At 69.4% G+C, this 14,938-nt stretch carries 16 protein-coding genes; 5 read left to right on the top strand and 11 right to left on the bottom strand.

Annotation, left to right across the window (positions count from 1 at the left end; translation table 11 throughout):
• Nucleotides 1-75: 75 nt before the first annotated feature.
• The gene (locus IU452_RS30125; protein WP_195112573.1) at nucleotides 76-927 is read left to right on the top strand and encodes an enoyl-CoA hydratase/isomerase family protein; all 852 of its coding nucleotides are present in this window, start codon (nucleotides 76-78) and stop codon (nucleotides 925-927) included.
• Here the strand turns inward: IU452_RS30125 and IU452_RS30120 are convergent.
• From IU452_RS30120 to carD, 6 genes are all read right to left on the bottom strand, one after another.
• Nucleotides 898-1,188, bottom strand: coding sequence for a DUF4190 domain-containing protein (locus IU452_RS30120; RefSeq protein ID WP_195112614.1), 291 nt, complete (start codon nucleotides 1,186-1,188; stop codon nucleotides 898-900). The two genes, IU452_RS30125 and IU452_RS30120, sit on opposite strands and share 30 nt — an antisense overlap.
• Nucleotides 1,189-1,263: 75 nt before the next feature.
• Complete coding sequence (gene rlmB / locus IU452_RS30115) at nucleotides 1,264-2,232, bottom strand: 23S rRNA (guanosine(2251)-2'-O)-methyltransferase RlmB (protein ID WP_195112572.1); 969 nt, start codon at nucleotides 2,230-2,232, stop codon at nucleotides 1,264-1,266.
• A 46-nt stretch (nucleotides 2,233-2,278) separates the two neighbouring features.
• Nucleotides 2,279-3,673 carry a cysteine--tRNA ligase gene (gene cysS / locus IU452_RS30110; RefSeq protein WP_195112571.1) on the bottom strand — a complete coding sequence of 465 codons (1,395 nt, stop codon included), beginning with the start codon at nucleotides 3,671-3,673 and terminating at the stop codon, nucleotides 2,279-2,281.
• A gap of 102 nt (nucleotides 3,674-3,775) precedes the next feature.
• Nucleotides 3,776-4,264 carry a 2-C-methyl-D-erythritol 2,4-cyclodiphosphate synthase gene (gene ispF / locus IU452_RS30105; protein WP_195112613.1) on the bottom strand — a complete coding sequence of 163 codons (489 nt, stop codon included), beginning with the start codon at nucleotides 4,262-4,264 and terminating at the stop codon, nucleotides 3,776-3,778.
• Between the two features lie 14 nt (nucleotides 4,265-4,278).
• The gene (gene ispD / locus IU452_RS30100) at nucleotides 4,279-5,001 is read right to left on the bottom strand and encodes a 2-C-methyl-D-erythritol 4-phosphate cytidylyltransferase (protein WP_195112570.1); all 723 of its coding nucleotides are present in this window, start codon (nucleotides 4,999-5,001) and stop codon (nucleotides 4,279-4,281) included.
• Nucleotides 5,002-5,003: 2 nt separating this feature from the next.
• Entirely contained in the window at nucleotides 5,004-5,492 is a 489-nt protein-coding gene (gene carD, locus IU452_RS30095; RefSeq protein ID WP_019931623.1) for an RNA polymerase-binding transcription factor CarD, read from the bottom strand.
• Nucleotides 5,493-5,837: 345 nt separating this feature from the next.
• Between carD and IU452_RS30090 the strand changes: the two genes are divergently transcribed.
• The 3 genes from IU452_RS30090 (at nucleotide 5,838) to disA (ending at nucleotide 9,233) form a co-directional block, all read left to right on the top strand.
• On the top strand, nucleotides 5,838-6,569 hold the full coding sequence (locus tag IU452_RS30090; protein WP_195112569.1) for a hypothetical protein: 732 nt from the start codon (nucleotides 5,838-5,840) through the stop codon (nucleotides 6,567-6,569).
• A 91-nt stretch (nucleotides 6,570-6,660) separates the two neighbouring features.
• Nucleotides 6,661-8,058 carry a DNA repair protein RadA gene (gene radA, locus IU452_RS30085; RefSeq protein ID WP_195112568.1) on the top strand — a complete coding sequence of 466 codons (1,398 nt, stop codon included), beginning with the start codon at nucleotides 6,661-6,663 and terminating at the stop codon, nucleotides 8,056-8,058.
• Nucleotides 8,059-8,117: 59 nt separating this feature from the next.
• Nucleotides 8,118-9,233, top strand: coding sequence for a DNA integrity scanning diadenylate cyclase DisA (gene disA / locus IU452_RS30080; protein ID WP_195112612.1), 1,116 nt, complete (start codon nucleotides 8,118-8,120; stop codon nucleotides 9,231-9,233).
• Between the two features lie 24 nt (nucleotides 9,234-9,257).
• Here disA and IU452_RS30075 read toward each other — a convergent pair whose 3' ends face one another.
• Nucleotides 9,258-9,929, bottom strand: coding sequence for a DUF4232 domain-containing protein (locus tag IU452_RS30075; protein ID WP_195112567.1), 672 nt, complete (start codon nucleotides 9,927-9,929; stop codon nucleotides 9,258-9,260).
• Between the two features lie 62 nt (nucleotides 9,930-9,991).
• Nucleotides 9,992-10,615 carry a carbonic anhydrase gene (locus IU452_RS30070; protein WP_195112566.1) on the bottom strand — a complete coding sequence of 208 codons (624 nt, stop codon included), beginning with the start codon at nucleotides 10,613-10,615 and terminating at the stop codon, nucleotides 9,992-9,994.
• Nucleotides 10,616-10,795: 180 nt separating this feature from the next.
• Here IU452_RS30070 and IU452_RS30065 point away from each other — a divergent pair, with 180 nt between their 5' ends.
• Nucleotides 10,796-11,671 carry an A/G-specific adenine glycosylase gene (locus IU452_RS30065; RefSeq protein WP_324192896.1) on the top strand — a complete coding sequence of 292 codons (876 nt, stop codon included), beginning with the start codon at nucleotides 10,796-10,798 and terminating at the stop codon, nucleotides 11,669-11,671.
• A 175-nt stretch (nucleotides 11,672-11,846) separates the two neighbouring features.
• On the opposite strand, the gene IU452_RS30060 is transcribed toward IU452_RS30065, so the two are convergent.
• From IU452_RS30060 to IU452_RS30050, 3 genes are read right to left on the bottom strand one after another with little or no spacing between them, the layout of a single operon-like run.
• Nucleotides 11,847-12,773 carry a metal ABC transporter permease gene (locus IU452_RS30060; RefSeq protein ID WP_195112565.1) on the bottom strand — a complete coding sequence of 309 codons (927 nt, stop codon included), beginning with the start codon at nucleotides 12,771-12,773 and terminating at the stop codon, nucleotides 11,847-11,849.
• Nucleotides 12,770-13,717 (bottom strand): metal ABC transporter ATP-binding protein, encoded by a 948-nt coding sequence (locus IU452_RS30055; RefSeq protein WP_195112564.1) that lies wholly within the window; start codon nucleotides 13,715-13,717, stop codon nucleotides 12,770-12,772. The genes IU452_RS30060 and IU452_RS30055 overlap by 4 nt, the downstream gene beginning before the upstream one ends.
• Nucleotides 13,718-13,731: 14 nt before the next feature.
• Nucleotides 13,732-14,622 carry a metal ABC transporter solute-binding protein, Zn/Mn family gene (locus tag IU452_RS30050; RefSeq protein ID WP_416382387.1) on the bottom strand — a complete coding sequence of 297 codons (891 nt, stop codon included), beginning with the start codon at nucleotides 14,620-14,622 and terminating at the stop codon, nucleotides 13,732-13,734.
• Nucleotides 14,623-14,938 lie beyond the last annotated feature (316 nt).

Below are 14,938 nucleotides of genomic sequence, written 5' to 3'. Positions count from 1 at the left end.
ATTCGGGTCGCCGTTGCCCGCGCTCACTCACAAGGTGGGCGTGGCACACGTCGCACAGAGCTAGGATTTCATCGCATGAGTTCGGAACTGCACGTCGATGTTTCCGCCGGAGTCGCCGTGCTCACGCTTCATCGTCCCGCTCAGCAGAATGCCTTCACCCCGACGATGGTGGCCGAACTCGGTGCGGCGCTGCGCCGCTGCGACAGCGAGGACGCGATTCGCGCCGTGGTCATCACCGGCACCCCGCCCGCCTTCTGCGCCGGTGCGGACCTGTCCAACCGGGTCGGCGACGTCAGCGCCACGATCGACCCCGCGCCGTGGCGCATTCGCAAGCCGGTGATCGCGGCGGTGAACGGGCACGCCGTCGGTATCGGGCTGGCGCTCGCGCTGCAGTGCGACCTGCGCTATATGGCCCGGGATGCGGTGTACGGACTCAATCAGGTGCGCCGCGCGGTGCTCGCCGACGGATACGCGCACTGGACGCTGCCGCGGCTGGTCGGCATGGCCAATGCGGCCGACATCCTGCTCACCGGCCGCACCTTCGACGGCGACGAGGCCAAGGCGATGGGCCTGGCCAACAGCTGTCTGTCGGCGGGGGAGGTGCTGCCCACCGCCATGGCCGTCGCGCACGACATCGCCACCGGATCGGCCCCGCTGCCGGCCGCCCTGTCCAAGCGGCTGCTGTGGGAGGGGCTGGGCATGGGCCCGGAGGCCGTCGGGCGGCTCGAGGTCGAACTCAATGCCTATGTGGCCGAGAGCGTCGACGGCGGCGAGGGGATGGCCGCCTTCCGGGACCGGCGCCAGCCCAACTGGGCCGGCCGGGTCAGCGCCGAATGGCCCGCCTGGGAGGTCACGGCCGATCCGCAGCGCCCGGGCCTCGATCGCGATGTGCGCCCCTCAGGCGTTGCCACCGATCAGGATCAGTAGGAACAGGGTCGCCATCAGGATCATCAGGATCGTGCCGATGATGCCCAGCACGTAGCCCACCATCACCTGGGTGCGGCCACCATAGGCGCCGCCGGAGACATCGATCTGATCCAGCGCCCGCCTGCCCATCGCCCACGCCACGGGACCCAGTGCGCCACAACAGAAGACGCTCAACGCCCCGAGCACCAGCACGGTGGTCGCGTGCGGATGCTCGACCGGTTGCCCGATCGGTTGATCGAACCAGTAGGGGGGCTGATTCATGGCCACCCGCCAAGTCTAGGGGGACAGCCACCCCGAAAGCAGGTCCGACGCGGGGCTTCTCGGACTGCGGGAAAACTAGATCCGGCGCTGGCGGGCGATATCGGCGAGCACGACGCCCGCGGCGACCGAGGCGTTCAGCGATTCCACCGGGCCCGCCATGGGGATGCTGAGGATGCTGTCGCAGGTCTCGCGGACCAGCCGCGACAGGCCCTTACCCTCCGAGCCGACCACCACGACCGTCGGTGTGGTGCCGTCGAAGTCGTCGAGCAGGGTGTCTCCGCCCGCGTCCAGGCCCACCACCTGCAGCCCCGCCTTGGCCCAGTCCTTCAGTGTGCGGGTCAGATTCGTGGCCCGCGCCACCGGCAGCCGGGCCGCGGCACCGGCGCTGGTCCGCCAGGCCACCGCGGTGACGCTGGCGCTGCGCCGCTGCGGGATCACCACACCGTGGCCGCCGAAGGCCGCCACCGACCGGATGACCGCGCCCAGGTTGCGCGGATCGGAGATGTTGTCCAGGGCCACCAGCAGGGCGGGAGTATCGGAATTCCTTGCCGATTCGAGCAGATCGTCGGGATGCGCGTAGCGGTACGGCGGCACCTGCAGCGCCAGGCCCTGATGTAAGCCGTTGGCGCTCATGCGATCCAGATCGGTGCGCGGCACCTCCAGGATGGAGATACCGGTGTCGGCGGCCCGCTTCACCGACTCGGTCAGCCGCTCGTCGCTCTCGGTGCCCACCGCGACGTACAGCGCGGTCGCCGGAACCCCGGCCCGCAGGCATTCCACCACCGGGTTGCGGCCCAGCACCAGTTCGGGGCCGTCGTCGCCCTTGCGGTTGGGGGTGCGGCCGGAGGTGCGGGTGCCGGTCTGGGCGGCCTTCTTGGCCGCTGCCGCCCGCTTGGCCGCCGGATGGTTCTTGCGCATATGCGCCGGTGGCGTGGCGCCGCGGCCCTCCAGGCCCCGGCGGCGCTTACCACCGGAACCGACGACCGCGCCCTTCTTGGTGCCTGTCTTGCGGATCGCGCCCCGCCGCTGCGAATTGCCTGCCATCAGTGAGCCTTTCGTATCGTGCGGGACATCCGCACTGGGCGCGCGCTCATCGCGCGTCCCTGGTGAGAGTCCACTCCGGGCCGTTCGGGGTATCGGTGACCTCGACCCCGGCCGCATTGAGCCGATCGCGCACCGCGTCGGCGGTCGCCCAGTCCTTGGCGCCGCGGGCCTGCTGGCGCCGCTCCAGTTCGGCCTGCACCAGGACGTCGAGTGCCTCCAGGGCGGCCGAGGAATCCTGGGGCGCGGCCCAGTGCGGATCCAGCGGATCCACGCCGAGAATGCCGAGCATGGCACGCACCTGCCCCGCCAGTTCGAGGGCGGTGTCGGTGGCGCCGGACTCCAGCGCCTTGTTGCCCTCGTGCACGAGCCGATGAATTTCGGCCAGTGCCTTCGGAATTCCGAGATTGTCGTCGAGGGCCTCGGCGAACGCGTCGGTCCACTTGCCGACCGGAATGTCACCGGCCCGCTCCGCGGCCCGCTGCACGAACGCCTTGAGTCGCTGATAGGCCTGTGCCGCATCGCGCAGCGCCTGATCGGAGTACTCCAGCATCGAGCTGTAGTGCGCGCTACCCAGATAGAACCGAAGTTCCACGGGCCGAACATGTTTCAGCACATTCGGCACCGAGAGCGTATTGCCGAGCGACTTCGACATCTTTTCACCGCCGAGGGTCACCCAGCCGTTGTGCAGCCAGTACCGCGCGAAACCGTCACCGGCGGCGCGGGATTGGGCGATCTCGTTCTCGTGATGCGGGAAGACCAGATCCATACCGCCGCAGTGGATATCGAATTCGGCGCCGAGATAGAACTCGGCCATGGCCGAGCACTCCAGATGCCAGCCGGGACGGCCCGGGCCCCACGGCGACGGCCAGGACGGCTCGCCGGGCTTGGCGGCCTTCCACATGGTGAAGTCGCGTGGATCGTTCTTGCCCTCGCCCGCGCTCTCGCCCTGATGCACGTCGTCGAGCTTGTGGCCGGACAACTTGCCGTACTCCGGGAAGCTGCGCACGTCGAAATACACGTTCCCGCAGGAGGCGTAGGCGTGGCCGCGGTCGATGAGCCGGCGCATCAGCTCGATCATCTGCGTGATGTGCCCGGTGGCGCGCGGCTCCGCCGACGGCGGCAGCACACCGAGTGCCTCATAGGCGCGATCGAAGGCACGCTCGTGGGTGGCGGCCCACTCCCACCAGGGGCGGCCCGCCGCGGCGGCCTTGTTCAGGATCTTGTCGTCGATATCGGTGACGTTGCGGACGAAGGCCACGTCGTAGCCGTTGGCGAGCAGCCAGCGGCGCAACACGTCGAAGGCGACTCCGCTGCGTACGTGTCCGATATGGGGTTCACCCTGTACGGTGGCGCCACACAGGTACACCGATGCGCGGCCGGGGACCAGAGGCGTGAAATCACGCAGGGTCCGCGTCTCGGTGTCGAACAGGCGCAGAGTCACGGCCAGCCATCCTAGCTGTTGAGATATTGCAGAGTACGGGCGGTTCGGTGCAGGGTACGAGCGAGGGATCGGGCGCACACCCGGAAGAACTGGGGTCGGGATTCAGTGCGAGCCCGGACAGGAGGGGCTACAACACTGCAGTAATGCGGTGGCCATCGCAGCAATCCCCTCCCCGCGTCCGGTCAACCCCAGGCCATCGGTCGTCGTGCCCGATACCGAAACCGGCGCACCCAACAATTCTCCCAGCACCTGCTGAGCCTCGCCACGGCGGGGACCTATCTTGGGACGGTTCCCGATCACCTGCACAGCGGCGTTGACGATGACATATCCCGCCTCGTCGAGCAGCCGCCGGACCTCCTTCAACATGGCCGCGCCGGATACGCCCTCCCATTCGGGGCGTCCGGTGCCGAAGACCGCGCCGACATCGCCGAGACCGGCGGCGGACAGCAGTGCATCGCACAGCGCGTGGGCGGCGACATCGCCGTCGGAGTGGCCGGCGCACCCGCTGTCGCCCTCGAACAGCAGGCCCGCCATCCAGCAGGGGCGGCCCGGTTCGATCGGGTGCACATCGGTGCCGACGCCGACGCGCATATTCGCCACGTCGGTCATGGCCGCACCGCCTGTGACAGCTCCGACAGCTCGCGCTCGGCCAGCAGGGCATTGGCCAGGCGCAGGTCGAGCGGCGTGGTGATCTTGAAGGCGAGCGGGTCGCCGGGAATGACGCGCACGCGCACGCCGAGGCGCTCGACCAGTCCGGCATCGTCGGTGGCGGGCACGTCGTGCGCATAGGCCTCGCGCAGCAGCTGCGCCCGGAAACCCTGCGGGGTCTGCACGGCGCGCAGCACGGATCGGTCCGGCGTGCCGGTCACCTCGCCGTCGGAGTCCACCGATTTGATGGTGTCGGCCACCGGGACGCCGGGGACGACGGCGCGCGACCCGGCCCGCAGTTCGGCCACCACCCGCGCGATCAGCGACGGCGGCGTCAGGGCGCGGGCCGCGTCGTGGACGAGCACATGGGTGGCCTCCGGCGCGGCCGCGAGTCCGGCGCGCACGGAATCGGTACGTTCGCTGCCCCCCGTCACCACGCTGATCGGCACCCGGGAATTCACATGCACAAGGGCCTCGGCCTGCGCACGCCATTCGGCGGGCACCATGATCACGATGCGGTCCACGACCCCGGACGCGATCAGACCGTCGACAGCGACTGTGAGCATGGGGCTGCCGCCGACCGGGACGAAGGCCTTGGGCATCGATTCACCCAGGCGAACGCCCTGACCGGCGGCAGGCACCAACGCCACAACACGACTTTCGTCGTGCGACGTTTTCACGGTCAGGAGGCCGCGGCGAGAACCTCGTCGAGCAGGGTCTCGGCCTTGACATCGTCGGTTCCCTCGGCGAGGGCGAGCTCACCGACGAGAATCTGGCGAGCCTTGGCCAGCATGCGCTTCTCGCCGGCGGACAGACCGCGGTCCTGCTCCCGGCGCCACAGATCACGCACGACCTCGGCCACCTTGTTCACATCGCCGGAGGCGAGCTTCTCCAGGTTGGCCTTGTAGCGGCGAGACCAGTTCGTCGGCTCCTCGGTATGCGGCGCGCGCAGCACCTGGAAGACTCGATCGAGACCCTCCTGGCCTACGACGTCGCGGACGCCGACATACTCCGCGTTCTCGGCGGGAACCCGAACGGTGAGGTCGCCCTGTGCGACCTTCAGGACCAGATACTCTTTCTGCACACCCTTGATGGTGCGGGTCTCGATAGCTTCGATCAGCGCCGCTCCGTGGTGGGGGTAAACGACGGTGTCTCCGACCTTAAAAATCATGTGTCCCGTGCCCCTTTCGATGTTCACAGTTTAACATGCGACTCGGTAACGGCGCGATCAACGACGCAGGTCAGGGCCACAACGGGCCAGCCGTGGGGGTTGACAGAACGCCCTGTGTATGCATCCCGTTGTGCCAGAAGGAGTTACGCACGGCCCGGCCGGATCGAGGTTGTCCGGATTCGGACGATCCCGGCGGCGCGCCCTCGTGCGTATCCCAATCGTAGTGCCCCGCGATGGTTGAGCCTGCAACTCCCCCACCCGACACGAGGGCCACGGTGCCAACTACTACGCTCCCTACTACTACTCTGCATCGTGGAGTGAGCCGGTCGACATGGAGGACAAGCCGTGACTGCCCTGAAAGCCACCACAGCGTCGAAGGCGCGCCGCCGGGCCGCGACAGTTGCCGCGGTCGCCGCGGGTGCGGTGCTCGCGTTGTCGGGTTGCGGTGCCGGTCAGATCTCACAGACCGCCCAGCAGGTCTCGGCCGTGAACGGCAACACCGCCAACATCGGCAACGTGGCGTTGCGCGATGTGCGCCTGCTCCTGCCGAAGTCGGAGGAGTACAACAACGCCAAGGGCGGTAAGGCCGTCATCGCCTTCAGCGCGATCAACGACGGCGCGTCCAAGGCCGACGAGCTCACCAGCATCACCACGGACCTGGGCACGGTGCACATCACCCCGGCCAACCCGCGGCTGGAGCCGGGACAGACCGTGGTCGCCGCCGCCCCGCAGCCGGGCCATGCCCCCGCCCCGGCCAGCACCACGGCTGCCGCGCCGACCAGCCCCCCATCGACCGGCGCACACGCGCCGACCAGCACTCCCGCATCGTCGACCAGCGCGACCGCGCACCCCGAGGGCGCCGGTTCGCCCGACGAGCCCACCGACGCCGCCGCGCACCCGATCCTGGTCGAGATCACCGGCCTCACCAAGGACATCACCCCCGGCCTGACCTACCAGGTGACCTTCAACTTCAAGGACGCCGGCACGGTCGCGGTCAACGTCCCCGTCGACGCCGGTCCGGAGCTGCCCCGCCAGGAGAAGGCCGACAAGCCCGCCGGCGGACACTCGGGCCACTGACAGGTCACCGGCCCGGGCGCGTCGGCGACGTGTCCGTGTCGGCCGAGTGTTCATCGGCCTCCCTGTCGGACCGAATCCTTAGGCTGCCCCCGTGGCCAAGGTGAAATCGCAGTTTCGGTGTTCCGTGTGCGGGCACGAGGTCGCCAAATGGGTGGGCCGGTGCCCGGGCTGCGGTGAGTGGGGTTCCGTCGACGAGATGGCCCCGGCCGCCCCGTCCGGGCCGTCGGCCGGTCGGCGCGCGCTGCTGCCCTCGACGGCCGCGGCGCCGATCTCCACTATCGATTCCCAGGAGACCCGGGCCCGGACCACCGGTGTCGGCGAACTCGACCGCGTGCTGGGCGGCGGCATCGTGCCCGGTTCGGTGGTGCTGCTGTCGGGCGAGCCGGGGGTGGGCAAGTCGACCCTGCTGCTCGAGGTGGCGCACCGCTGGGCGCGCGGGCGCGACGAGCGATCGCTCTACGTCACCGCCGAGGAATCGGCCGGGCAGGTGCGATTGCGGGCCGATCGCACCGGCGCGGTGCACGAGCGGGTCTATCTCGCGGCCGAATCCGATCTGGCGACCATCCTCGGGCATGTCGAGCAGGTGCGCCCGACGCTGCTGGTCGTCGACTCGGTGCAGACCATGCTGGCCGCCGATGTCGAAGGGGTGATCGGCGGTGTCACACAGGTGCGGGCGGTCACGGCAGCGCTGACCTCGCTGGCCAAGGCGAGCGGGATCGCGGTGCTGCTGGTCGGGCACGTCACCAAGGACGGCCATCTGGCGGGCCCGCGCACGCTCGAGCACCTGGTGGACGTGGTGCTGCAGTTCGAGGGCGACAAGCACTCCGCGCTGCGGATGGTGCGCGGCATCAAGAACCGCTTCGGCAGCGCCGACGAGGTGGGCTGCTTCGAGATGCACGACGACGGCATCTCCGGGGTCGAGGATCCGTCCGGCCTGTTCCTGCACCATCGCGCCGATACGGTGCCCGGCACGGCGATCACGGTGGCGATGGACGGTAAGCGTCCACTGCTCGGCGAGGTGCAGGGGCTGACCGTGGAAACCCAGGCGGCCATGCCGCGGCGCGCGGTGAGCGGGCTGGACCACAACCGCGTGTCGATGGTGCTGGCGGTGCTGCAGAGCCGGTGCGGGCTGTATCTGGGCAAATTCGAGGTCTATGCGGCCACCGTCGGCGGTATGCGGCTCACCGAGCCCGCCGCGGACCTGGCCGTCGCGTTGGCCATCGCCAGCGCCGAGCGGGGCCGGCCGCTGCGCGCCGGAACGGTGATCCTGGGTGAGGTCGGCCTGGCCGGTGAGGTGCGGCGGGTCGCGGGGGTCGGGCGTCGCCTCGCCGAGGCCGAGCGACTAGGTTTCACCCAGGCGCTGGTGCCGCCGGGCGTGGACAGCTCCGGAATCGGCATGAAGGTGCACGAGGTGACCGATGTTCGTGCTGCACTGGCATTGAGCGGATTGTCGAAGCGAGGGCTACCACGTCTGGAGGCTGTCGAATGAACCCGGGGCGCTGGGTCACCACTCTGCTCGGCAGATCCGTGTCCGCACCGCCGGATCCGATGGGCGCCCACCTGCCTTCGTCGCTTCCCCGCCCGCCTGCGCCCGATCCCCGGCCCGACAGCGGCGGGAATCCCGCGCTGCGGGCCGTGGTGGCCCGCCTGGTGCCCGGCACCGAATTGCGCGACGGCATCGATCGCATCCTGCGGGCCCGCACCGGCGCGCTGATCGTGCTGGGCTACGACGAATCGGTCGAGCAGATCTGCGACGGCGGATTCGAACTCGATGTGGAATTCTCGCCCACCCGGCTGCGGGAGCTGTCGAAAATGGACGGGGCCGTGGTGCTTTCGACCGACGGCCGGCGCCTTCGCCGGGCCAATGTCCATCTCGTGCCCGATCCGCTGCTGCCGACCACCGAATCCGGCACCCGGCACAAGGCGGCCGAACGGACCGCGGCGCAGACCGGCTGCCCCGTGGTATCGGTGAGCCGGTCGACCGGGATCGTGACCGTCTATGCGGCGGGGGACCGGCATCTGATCCAACCGTCGGAAACCATCTTGTCGCGGGCCAATCAGGCGATGGCGACGCTGGAGCGGTACCGCACGCGGCTGGACGAGATGGTCCGGCAGCTGTCGGTGGTGGAACTGGGTGACGTCGTGACCGTGCGCGACGCCTTGACCGTGGTGCACTGCCTGGAGTTGGTGCGGCGGGTCGCCCGCGAGATCGACGCCGATGTGGCCGAACTCGGTGTCGACGGTCGTCAGCTGGCCATGCAGTTGGCCGAGGTCGTCGGCGACACCGAGAGCGTGCGGCGGATGGTCGTGCGCGACTACGTCCGGCCGTGGACGCCCGGCGGCGTGGACGAGGCTGCCGTCGACCGGGCGTTGTCGGCGCTGGACGGGCTGCTCGAGGTCGAACTGCTGGAGTTGACGAATCTGGCCGCGCCGCTGGGCTTTCCGGCCACCGTCGAGGCGCTCGGCACCCCGACCTGCCCGCGCGGCTACCGCCTGCTCGCGGAGATCCCGCGGATACCCCGGGAGCGGGCGGAGGCACTGGTCGCCGCATTCGGATCGCTGTCGGCCCTGTTGGATGCCGATATCGCCGACCTCACCGCGGTCGACGGCATCGACGCCGAACTGGCTCGGCAGATCCGTGAGGCTCTGGCGCGGACGGTATGAGGGTCCGGTGCGTTTCGGCCGGAATTACGCGATGTTGAACGGTTCCGGGGCGCTGTGCACCGAACCGAATTGGGCGACAACGGCATAGGCGCCCGGCGGCACCGGAACCCGCTCGCCCGCGCAATGGGGCTGCGAGGTCGTGCCCGACCAGGTGAGGGTGAATTCCGCCTGCTGGCCGCCGTTCAGCGTGCGCATATCGGCGGGGCCGCCCTGATCGCAGTCGGTGCTCGACCACAGCCGTCGCTGGCCGTCGAGCGACTGCACCGATACCTGCTGCAGCCCGGAACCCATATCGCGGGTGCAGGCCGTGGTCGAAATATTGGTGATGACGATGTGGAACACCGGCTGCTCACCCGCCTTGTAGGTCGGCTGGGCCACCGACACCTTCAAGGCCAGCGACTGGTCCGGGCATTGTGCGGGCGAACCGCTGGCGGTGGCGTTGGTGGTCGCCGCCGCGCTGGTGGAGGTTCCGGACGGTGCGGTGGCGGAGGTGCTCGAACCGTCGACCGCGGCGGCCTTGCTCGCCGCGGCCGATGTGGTGGTCGCGGCGGCCTTGGTGTCGTTCTTGCCGCCGCTGCGCAGCAGGAAGATCGCCAGCCAGATCACCAGCGCGAGCACGATCACCAACGCTGCGATGGCGAGCAGACGGCGGCGCCAGTAGATCTCGGGCGGCAGTGGTCCATTCGGTTCCAGCACGGCAACAACGGTAAGGGCACGATCGAGCGGGCCCTACTCAGGGCCACGGCGTGTCGAATGCCTCAGGCCACTTCGCCGATATTGCCGACCGCCCGGTGCAACTGCACCCTGCCGTCGTTCAGTTTGTATGTGACGCAGGCGATCGCGCATTCGCCGGTGGCCACGCGCTGGGAGATGATCATCGAGCGCTGCATGAGCAGTCGCGCGGTCTCCACCACGTGCCGGGCCTCCATTTCGTCGACCCCGGTCAGGCCCTCGCGGCGGCCGATCAGGATGGACGGGGTGACCCGCTCGACGACGCTGCGGATGAAGCCGCCGGGCACATCGCCGCCGTCGAGTGCATCGATGGTGGCCCGCACGGCGCCGCAGCTGTCGTGCCCCAGCACCACGATCAGCGGGACGTGCAGGATCTCGACGCCGTATTCGATGGATCCCAGCACCGAGGAGTCGACGACATGGCCCGCGGTGCGGACCACGAACATGTCGCCGAGGCCCTGATCGAAGATGATCTCCGCGGCCACTCGGGAATCGCCGCACCCGAACAGGATCGCCGAGGGCTGCTGGCCGCTGACGAGCTTGGCCCGGTCGGCGGCGCCCTGGCTAGGATGCTGCAGCGTGCCACTGACGAACCGCTCGTTGCCCTCGCGGAGGGCCTTCCAGGCACTGATCGGGTTGGTATGAGGCATGTGTCCCATTTTCCATATGCCGCCGGTTACCGGCGAGTCCGTGAGGTTACATCCCGGCAAATCACTGCTGACGCGCCGCCGACACGCGCAGTGAGTGCGTGAACCGCGTGCGGGCGACCGGTTCGCAACTTTATGCGCGAACCGTAGCATTGCCGGGAGTAGGGAGAGGACAGTGAGAGCGTGAGCATCGATTCCGATGCGCTGATCGATTGGTATGCGGCGACCGCTCGGGATCTGCCGTGGCGGCGACCCGGAGTGAGCGCCTGGCAGATTCTGATGAGCGAGATCATGCTGCAGCAGACGCCGGTGGTGCGGGTGGAGCCGGTGTGGCGGGAATGGGTGGCGCGCTGGCCGGTGCCGTCGGCGATGGCGGCCGCCTCGCAGGGTGAGGTGCTGCGGGCGTGGGGGAAGCTGGGGTATCCGCGGCGGGCGCTGCGGCTGCACGAGTGCGCGCAGGTGCTCGCCGCCGAACACGGCGACGAGGTGCCCGCCGACGTGGACGTGCTGCTCGGATTGCCGGGGATCGGCGCCTACACCGCCCGGGCGGTGGCCTGCTTCGCCTACGGTCAGCGGGTTCCGGTGGTGGACACCAACGTTCGCCGGGTGGTCGCGCGCGCGGTGCACGGCCGCGCCGACGCGGGCAACCCTTCGTCTCGCGATCTCGCCGACACCGAGGCCCTGCTACCGGCCCGCGTCGACCGCGCCGCGAAGTTTTCCGCCGCCCTCATGGAACTGGGCGCCCTCGTCTGCACGGCCCGCACCCCCACCTGCGACCACTGCCCACTCCCACGCTGCGCCTGGGTCACCGCGGGCCGCCCCGCCTCCACCGTGGTCCGCCGCACCCAGAAATACGACGGCACCGACCGCCAGGCCCGGGGCCGCCTCCTCGACGTCCTCCGCGCCGCCCCCGGCCCCGTAGCCCGCCCAGCCCTCGACCTCGCCTGGCCCCGCGACCCCGGCCAACGCGCCCGAGCCCTCGACTCCCTCCTCCTGGACGGCCTCATAGAACAAACCCCCGACGGCCTCTTCGCCCTGGCCGGCGAAGCCGGCCCCTAACCCAACCCACCCGCACCCTTTCTCGACAGCCGCACCCCCTCCAACACTTGGAAGGGGTGCGCCTGTCAACAAGGGGTGCGACTGGGCTGACGCCTCGTCTGCAGGTTGCCCGCGGTTTCGAAACCGGCTACCGGTTTCGTGAGCACATGGGTAACTCGTCGGGTACGCCCAGAACTCAGCCGCGTGCCGGCGTAGGACCTGTGACCGAATCTCGCGGCACTGACTTGTATGGCCTGAAACGCGGAGAGGCGGATCTGCTGCGGGGGCCGATCAGGCGGCAGAGGACGTAGGTGGCGAAGGAGATTGTGGTGACGAAGGTGGAGACGGGGACTCCGGGGGCCAGGGAGAGGAGGATGCCGCCTACTGCGGCGAGTTCGGCGAAGGCGATGGCGAGGAGGGTTGCGCGGACGGGGCTGGCGGTGAGGTGAGCGGCGGCCGCGGCGGGGGTTATCAGGAGCGACAGGACCAGGAGGGCGCCGACGATCTGGACGCCGAAGGCCGCGGTGACACCGAGTAGGACGGCGAAGACCACCGAGAGTGCGCGGACCGGGACGCCGCGGGCGATCGCCACCTCCGGGTCGGTGCTGGCGAACAGCAGCGGGCGGTAGACGAACGCCAGCACCGCCAGCACGCCGATCGTGCAGACGGTCAGCAGCGTCAGACCGCTGTCGCCGACGCTGACCACCTGGCCGGTCAGCAGGGAGAATTTCGAACCGGCGCGCGAGGGCCCGAGCCACAGGAACAGCACCGACAGCCCCAGCCCGAACGACAGCACCACCGCGATCACCGAATCCCGCTGCCGCGCACGAGAACCCAGGACGCCGAACAGAATCGCCGCGACCACCGAACCGGCGATCGCGCCCGCGCCGACGCCGATTCCGGCCAGCAGCGCGGCGGCGGCGCCGGTCAGCGACAGCTCACTGGTGCCGTGCACGGCGAACGACATCTGGCGGCTCACGATCAGCGGCCCGATCACCCCTGCCAACAGCCCCAGCAGGGCCGCCGCCAGCACCGCCTGCTGCACGAAGTCGTAGGACAGCAGGTCGGCCGTGACGCGGAAGTCGAGCACCTTGGTGAAGACGTCGGACAATTTGTCGATCACTGCTCGGCCTCTCCGATGTGATGAGTACCCGCGGCACCGAGCGCATCCATGGTGTCGCCGGTGCCGACGACCACCAGCCGCCCGCGCACCCGCAACACGTCGACCTGGGTGCGATACAGCTCCGACAGCACCTCCGAGGTCATCACCTCATCCGGCGTCCCGATGCGGAACCCGCCGTCGACCAGGTAGAGCACCCGATCCACCAGGGGCAGTACGGGATTGATCTCATGGGTCACGAAAAGCACTGCGGTGTCGTGCGTCCGGCGGCGCTTGTCGATGAGTTCGGACACCAGCCGCTGATTGGCCAGATCCAGGCTCAGCAAGGGCTCGTCGCACAGCAGTACCCGCGGATCGCCGACCAGTGCCTGGGCCACCCGCAGCCGCTGCTGCTCACCACCGGAGAGCGCGTCCAGCGGCGCCTGCGCGAACCGCTCGGCCCCGACCTGCGCGATGGCATCGGCGACCTTGCGCCGCCGCTCCTTTCGCCCGCGCCACCCGAGCCCCCACCGATGCCCGTCCACGCCGAGCCCGACCAGATCCACACCCCGCAGTTGCACCCCGGCCTCGAAGGTCTTCTGCTGCGGCACATATCCGATATTCGAATTACCCACCCGCGCAGGCGAACCCGCGATCTCCACACTGCCCGCGGCCGGCGGCACCTGTCCCAGCAGCATCCGCAGCAGCGAGGTCTTCCCCGACCCGTTCGGGCCGAGGATCGCGATGAACTCCCCGGGGGCGACCTCCAGATTCAGTCCCTCCCACAGCGTCCGCTCCCCGTACGCCAACCGCGCATCCCGCAGCCGCACCGCGGGCGCCCGATGCCGCGCGGGTTCGGCGACCGTACCCGGCTCCGCGACCGATTCGGCGCAGCCGGGATCGAACGGGCAGTCCGACGCCTCTGCGTCGGTGGCAACGGGGTCGCTGGTGCGGACGTTCCCGGACATCGGTGCTCCCGTCGTCAGCCCAGCGCCTTGGCCAGGGCTTGGGCGTTCTGGGTCTGCCACTGCAGATAATCGGTGCCCTCGGGCACGGTTTCGGTCACCTCGACCACCGGCACACCGGCGGCCTTCGCGGCCTGGGCCACATCCTTGGTGGTCTTGTCCTCGGTCTGCACGTTGTAGATCAAGGCGCGAATCTGCTTGCCGTTCACGAGATCACGCACGGCCGCGACATCCGCCGGGGCGGGATCGGTGCCCTGTTCGACGGCCTCGGCGAAGGCGTGCGGGGTGCGGTCGTCGGCGTCCGCGGCCAGCAGCAGGTAGTGGGCGATCGGTTCGGTCTGCAGCACCGGCGATTTCGGATGCTCGACGGCGATTCTGCCGGTGATCGCGCTGATGTCCTTCAGCTTCGCCCGGAACGCGTTGGCGCGGTCGGTGTATGCCTGGGCGTGATCCTTGTCGACCTTGCCCAGTTCGTCGGCGATCTTGGCGGCCACCGCGTCGACGGTGTTCACGTCGTACCAGACATGCTCGTTGTCGTCGTCGGTGACAGGACCCGACTTCAGCGCGAACGCCTCGATGGTGGGCTTGCTCCGCCCGGCCGCGGCCTTCTCGGCGAATTCGTCGTAATGTCCGCCGTTGAAGATCACCAGCGAGGCATCGCGGATCTTGGCGGCATCCGACGGCGAGGTCTGATACTCGTGCGGATCGGTGAAGCCGTCGATGATGGACTCGACCTTCACGTCCGGCCCGGCAACCGCCGCGGCGATACCGCCCCACACGTTGGTGGAGGCAACGACGGTCGGCTTGTCCGAGTCGCTGCCCGAACCACCGCAGGCGGTCAGGACCGCCGCCGCGACCGCGACCCCCATCGCGACGGCACCCAATCGGAAGACGAAACTTCTGGTCACGCGGGGGCACTCCTGCACGCTGCACTTAACGGAAACGATTTCCATTTAAATGTAGCGTACGTGTCCAGAACCGATGACATCGATCTGCCCGAATTGCCCTGTGAGTCCGGCCACGGCCCTGTCCTCCGCCGTCCCGGCCAAAAGCATGCCGGGACGACGAAGGACAGGGATGTTGGGTAGCCGCCCGGCGGATGGCTGGGTGCCGCCTTGCGGGTGTTGGGTGGCGGCCCGGCGATGGCTGGGTGCCGCCCTGCGGGTGTGGGGTGGCGGTCTGCGGGGCTGGTTCCACTCACATCCTGGGCGTGGCACGGTCGGC

The organism is Nocardia transvalensis (assembly GCF_015477765.1).
Classification (GTDB): Bacteria; Actinomycetota; Actinomycetes; order Mycobacteriales; family Mycobacteriaceae; genus Nocardia; species Nocardia transvalensis_A.
This window is presented reverse-complemented; position numbering and strand designations above follow the sequence as displayed.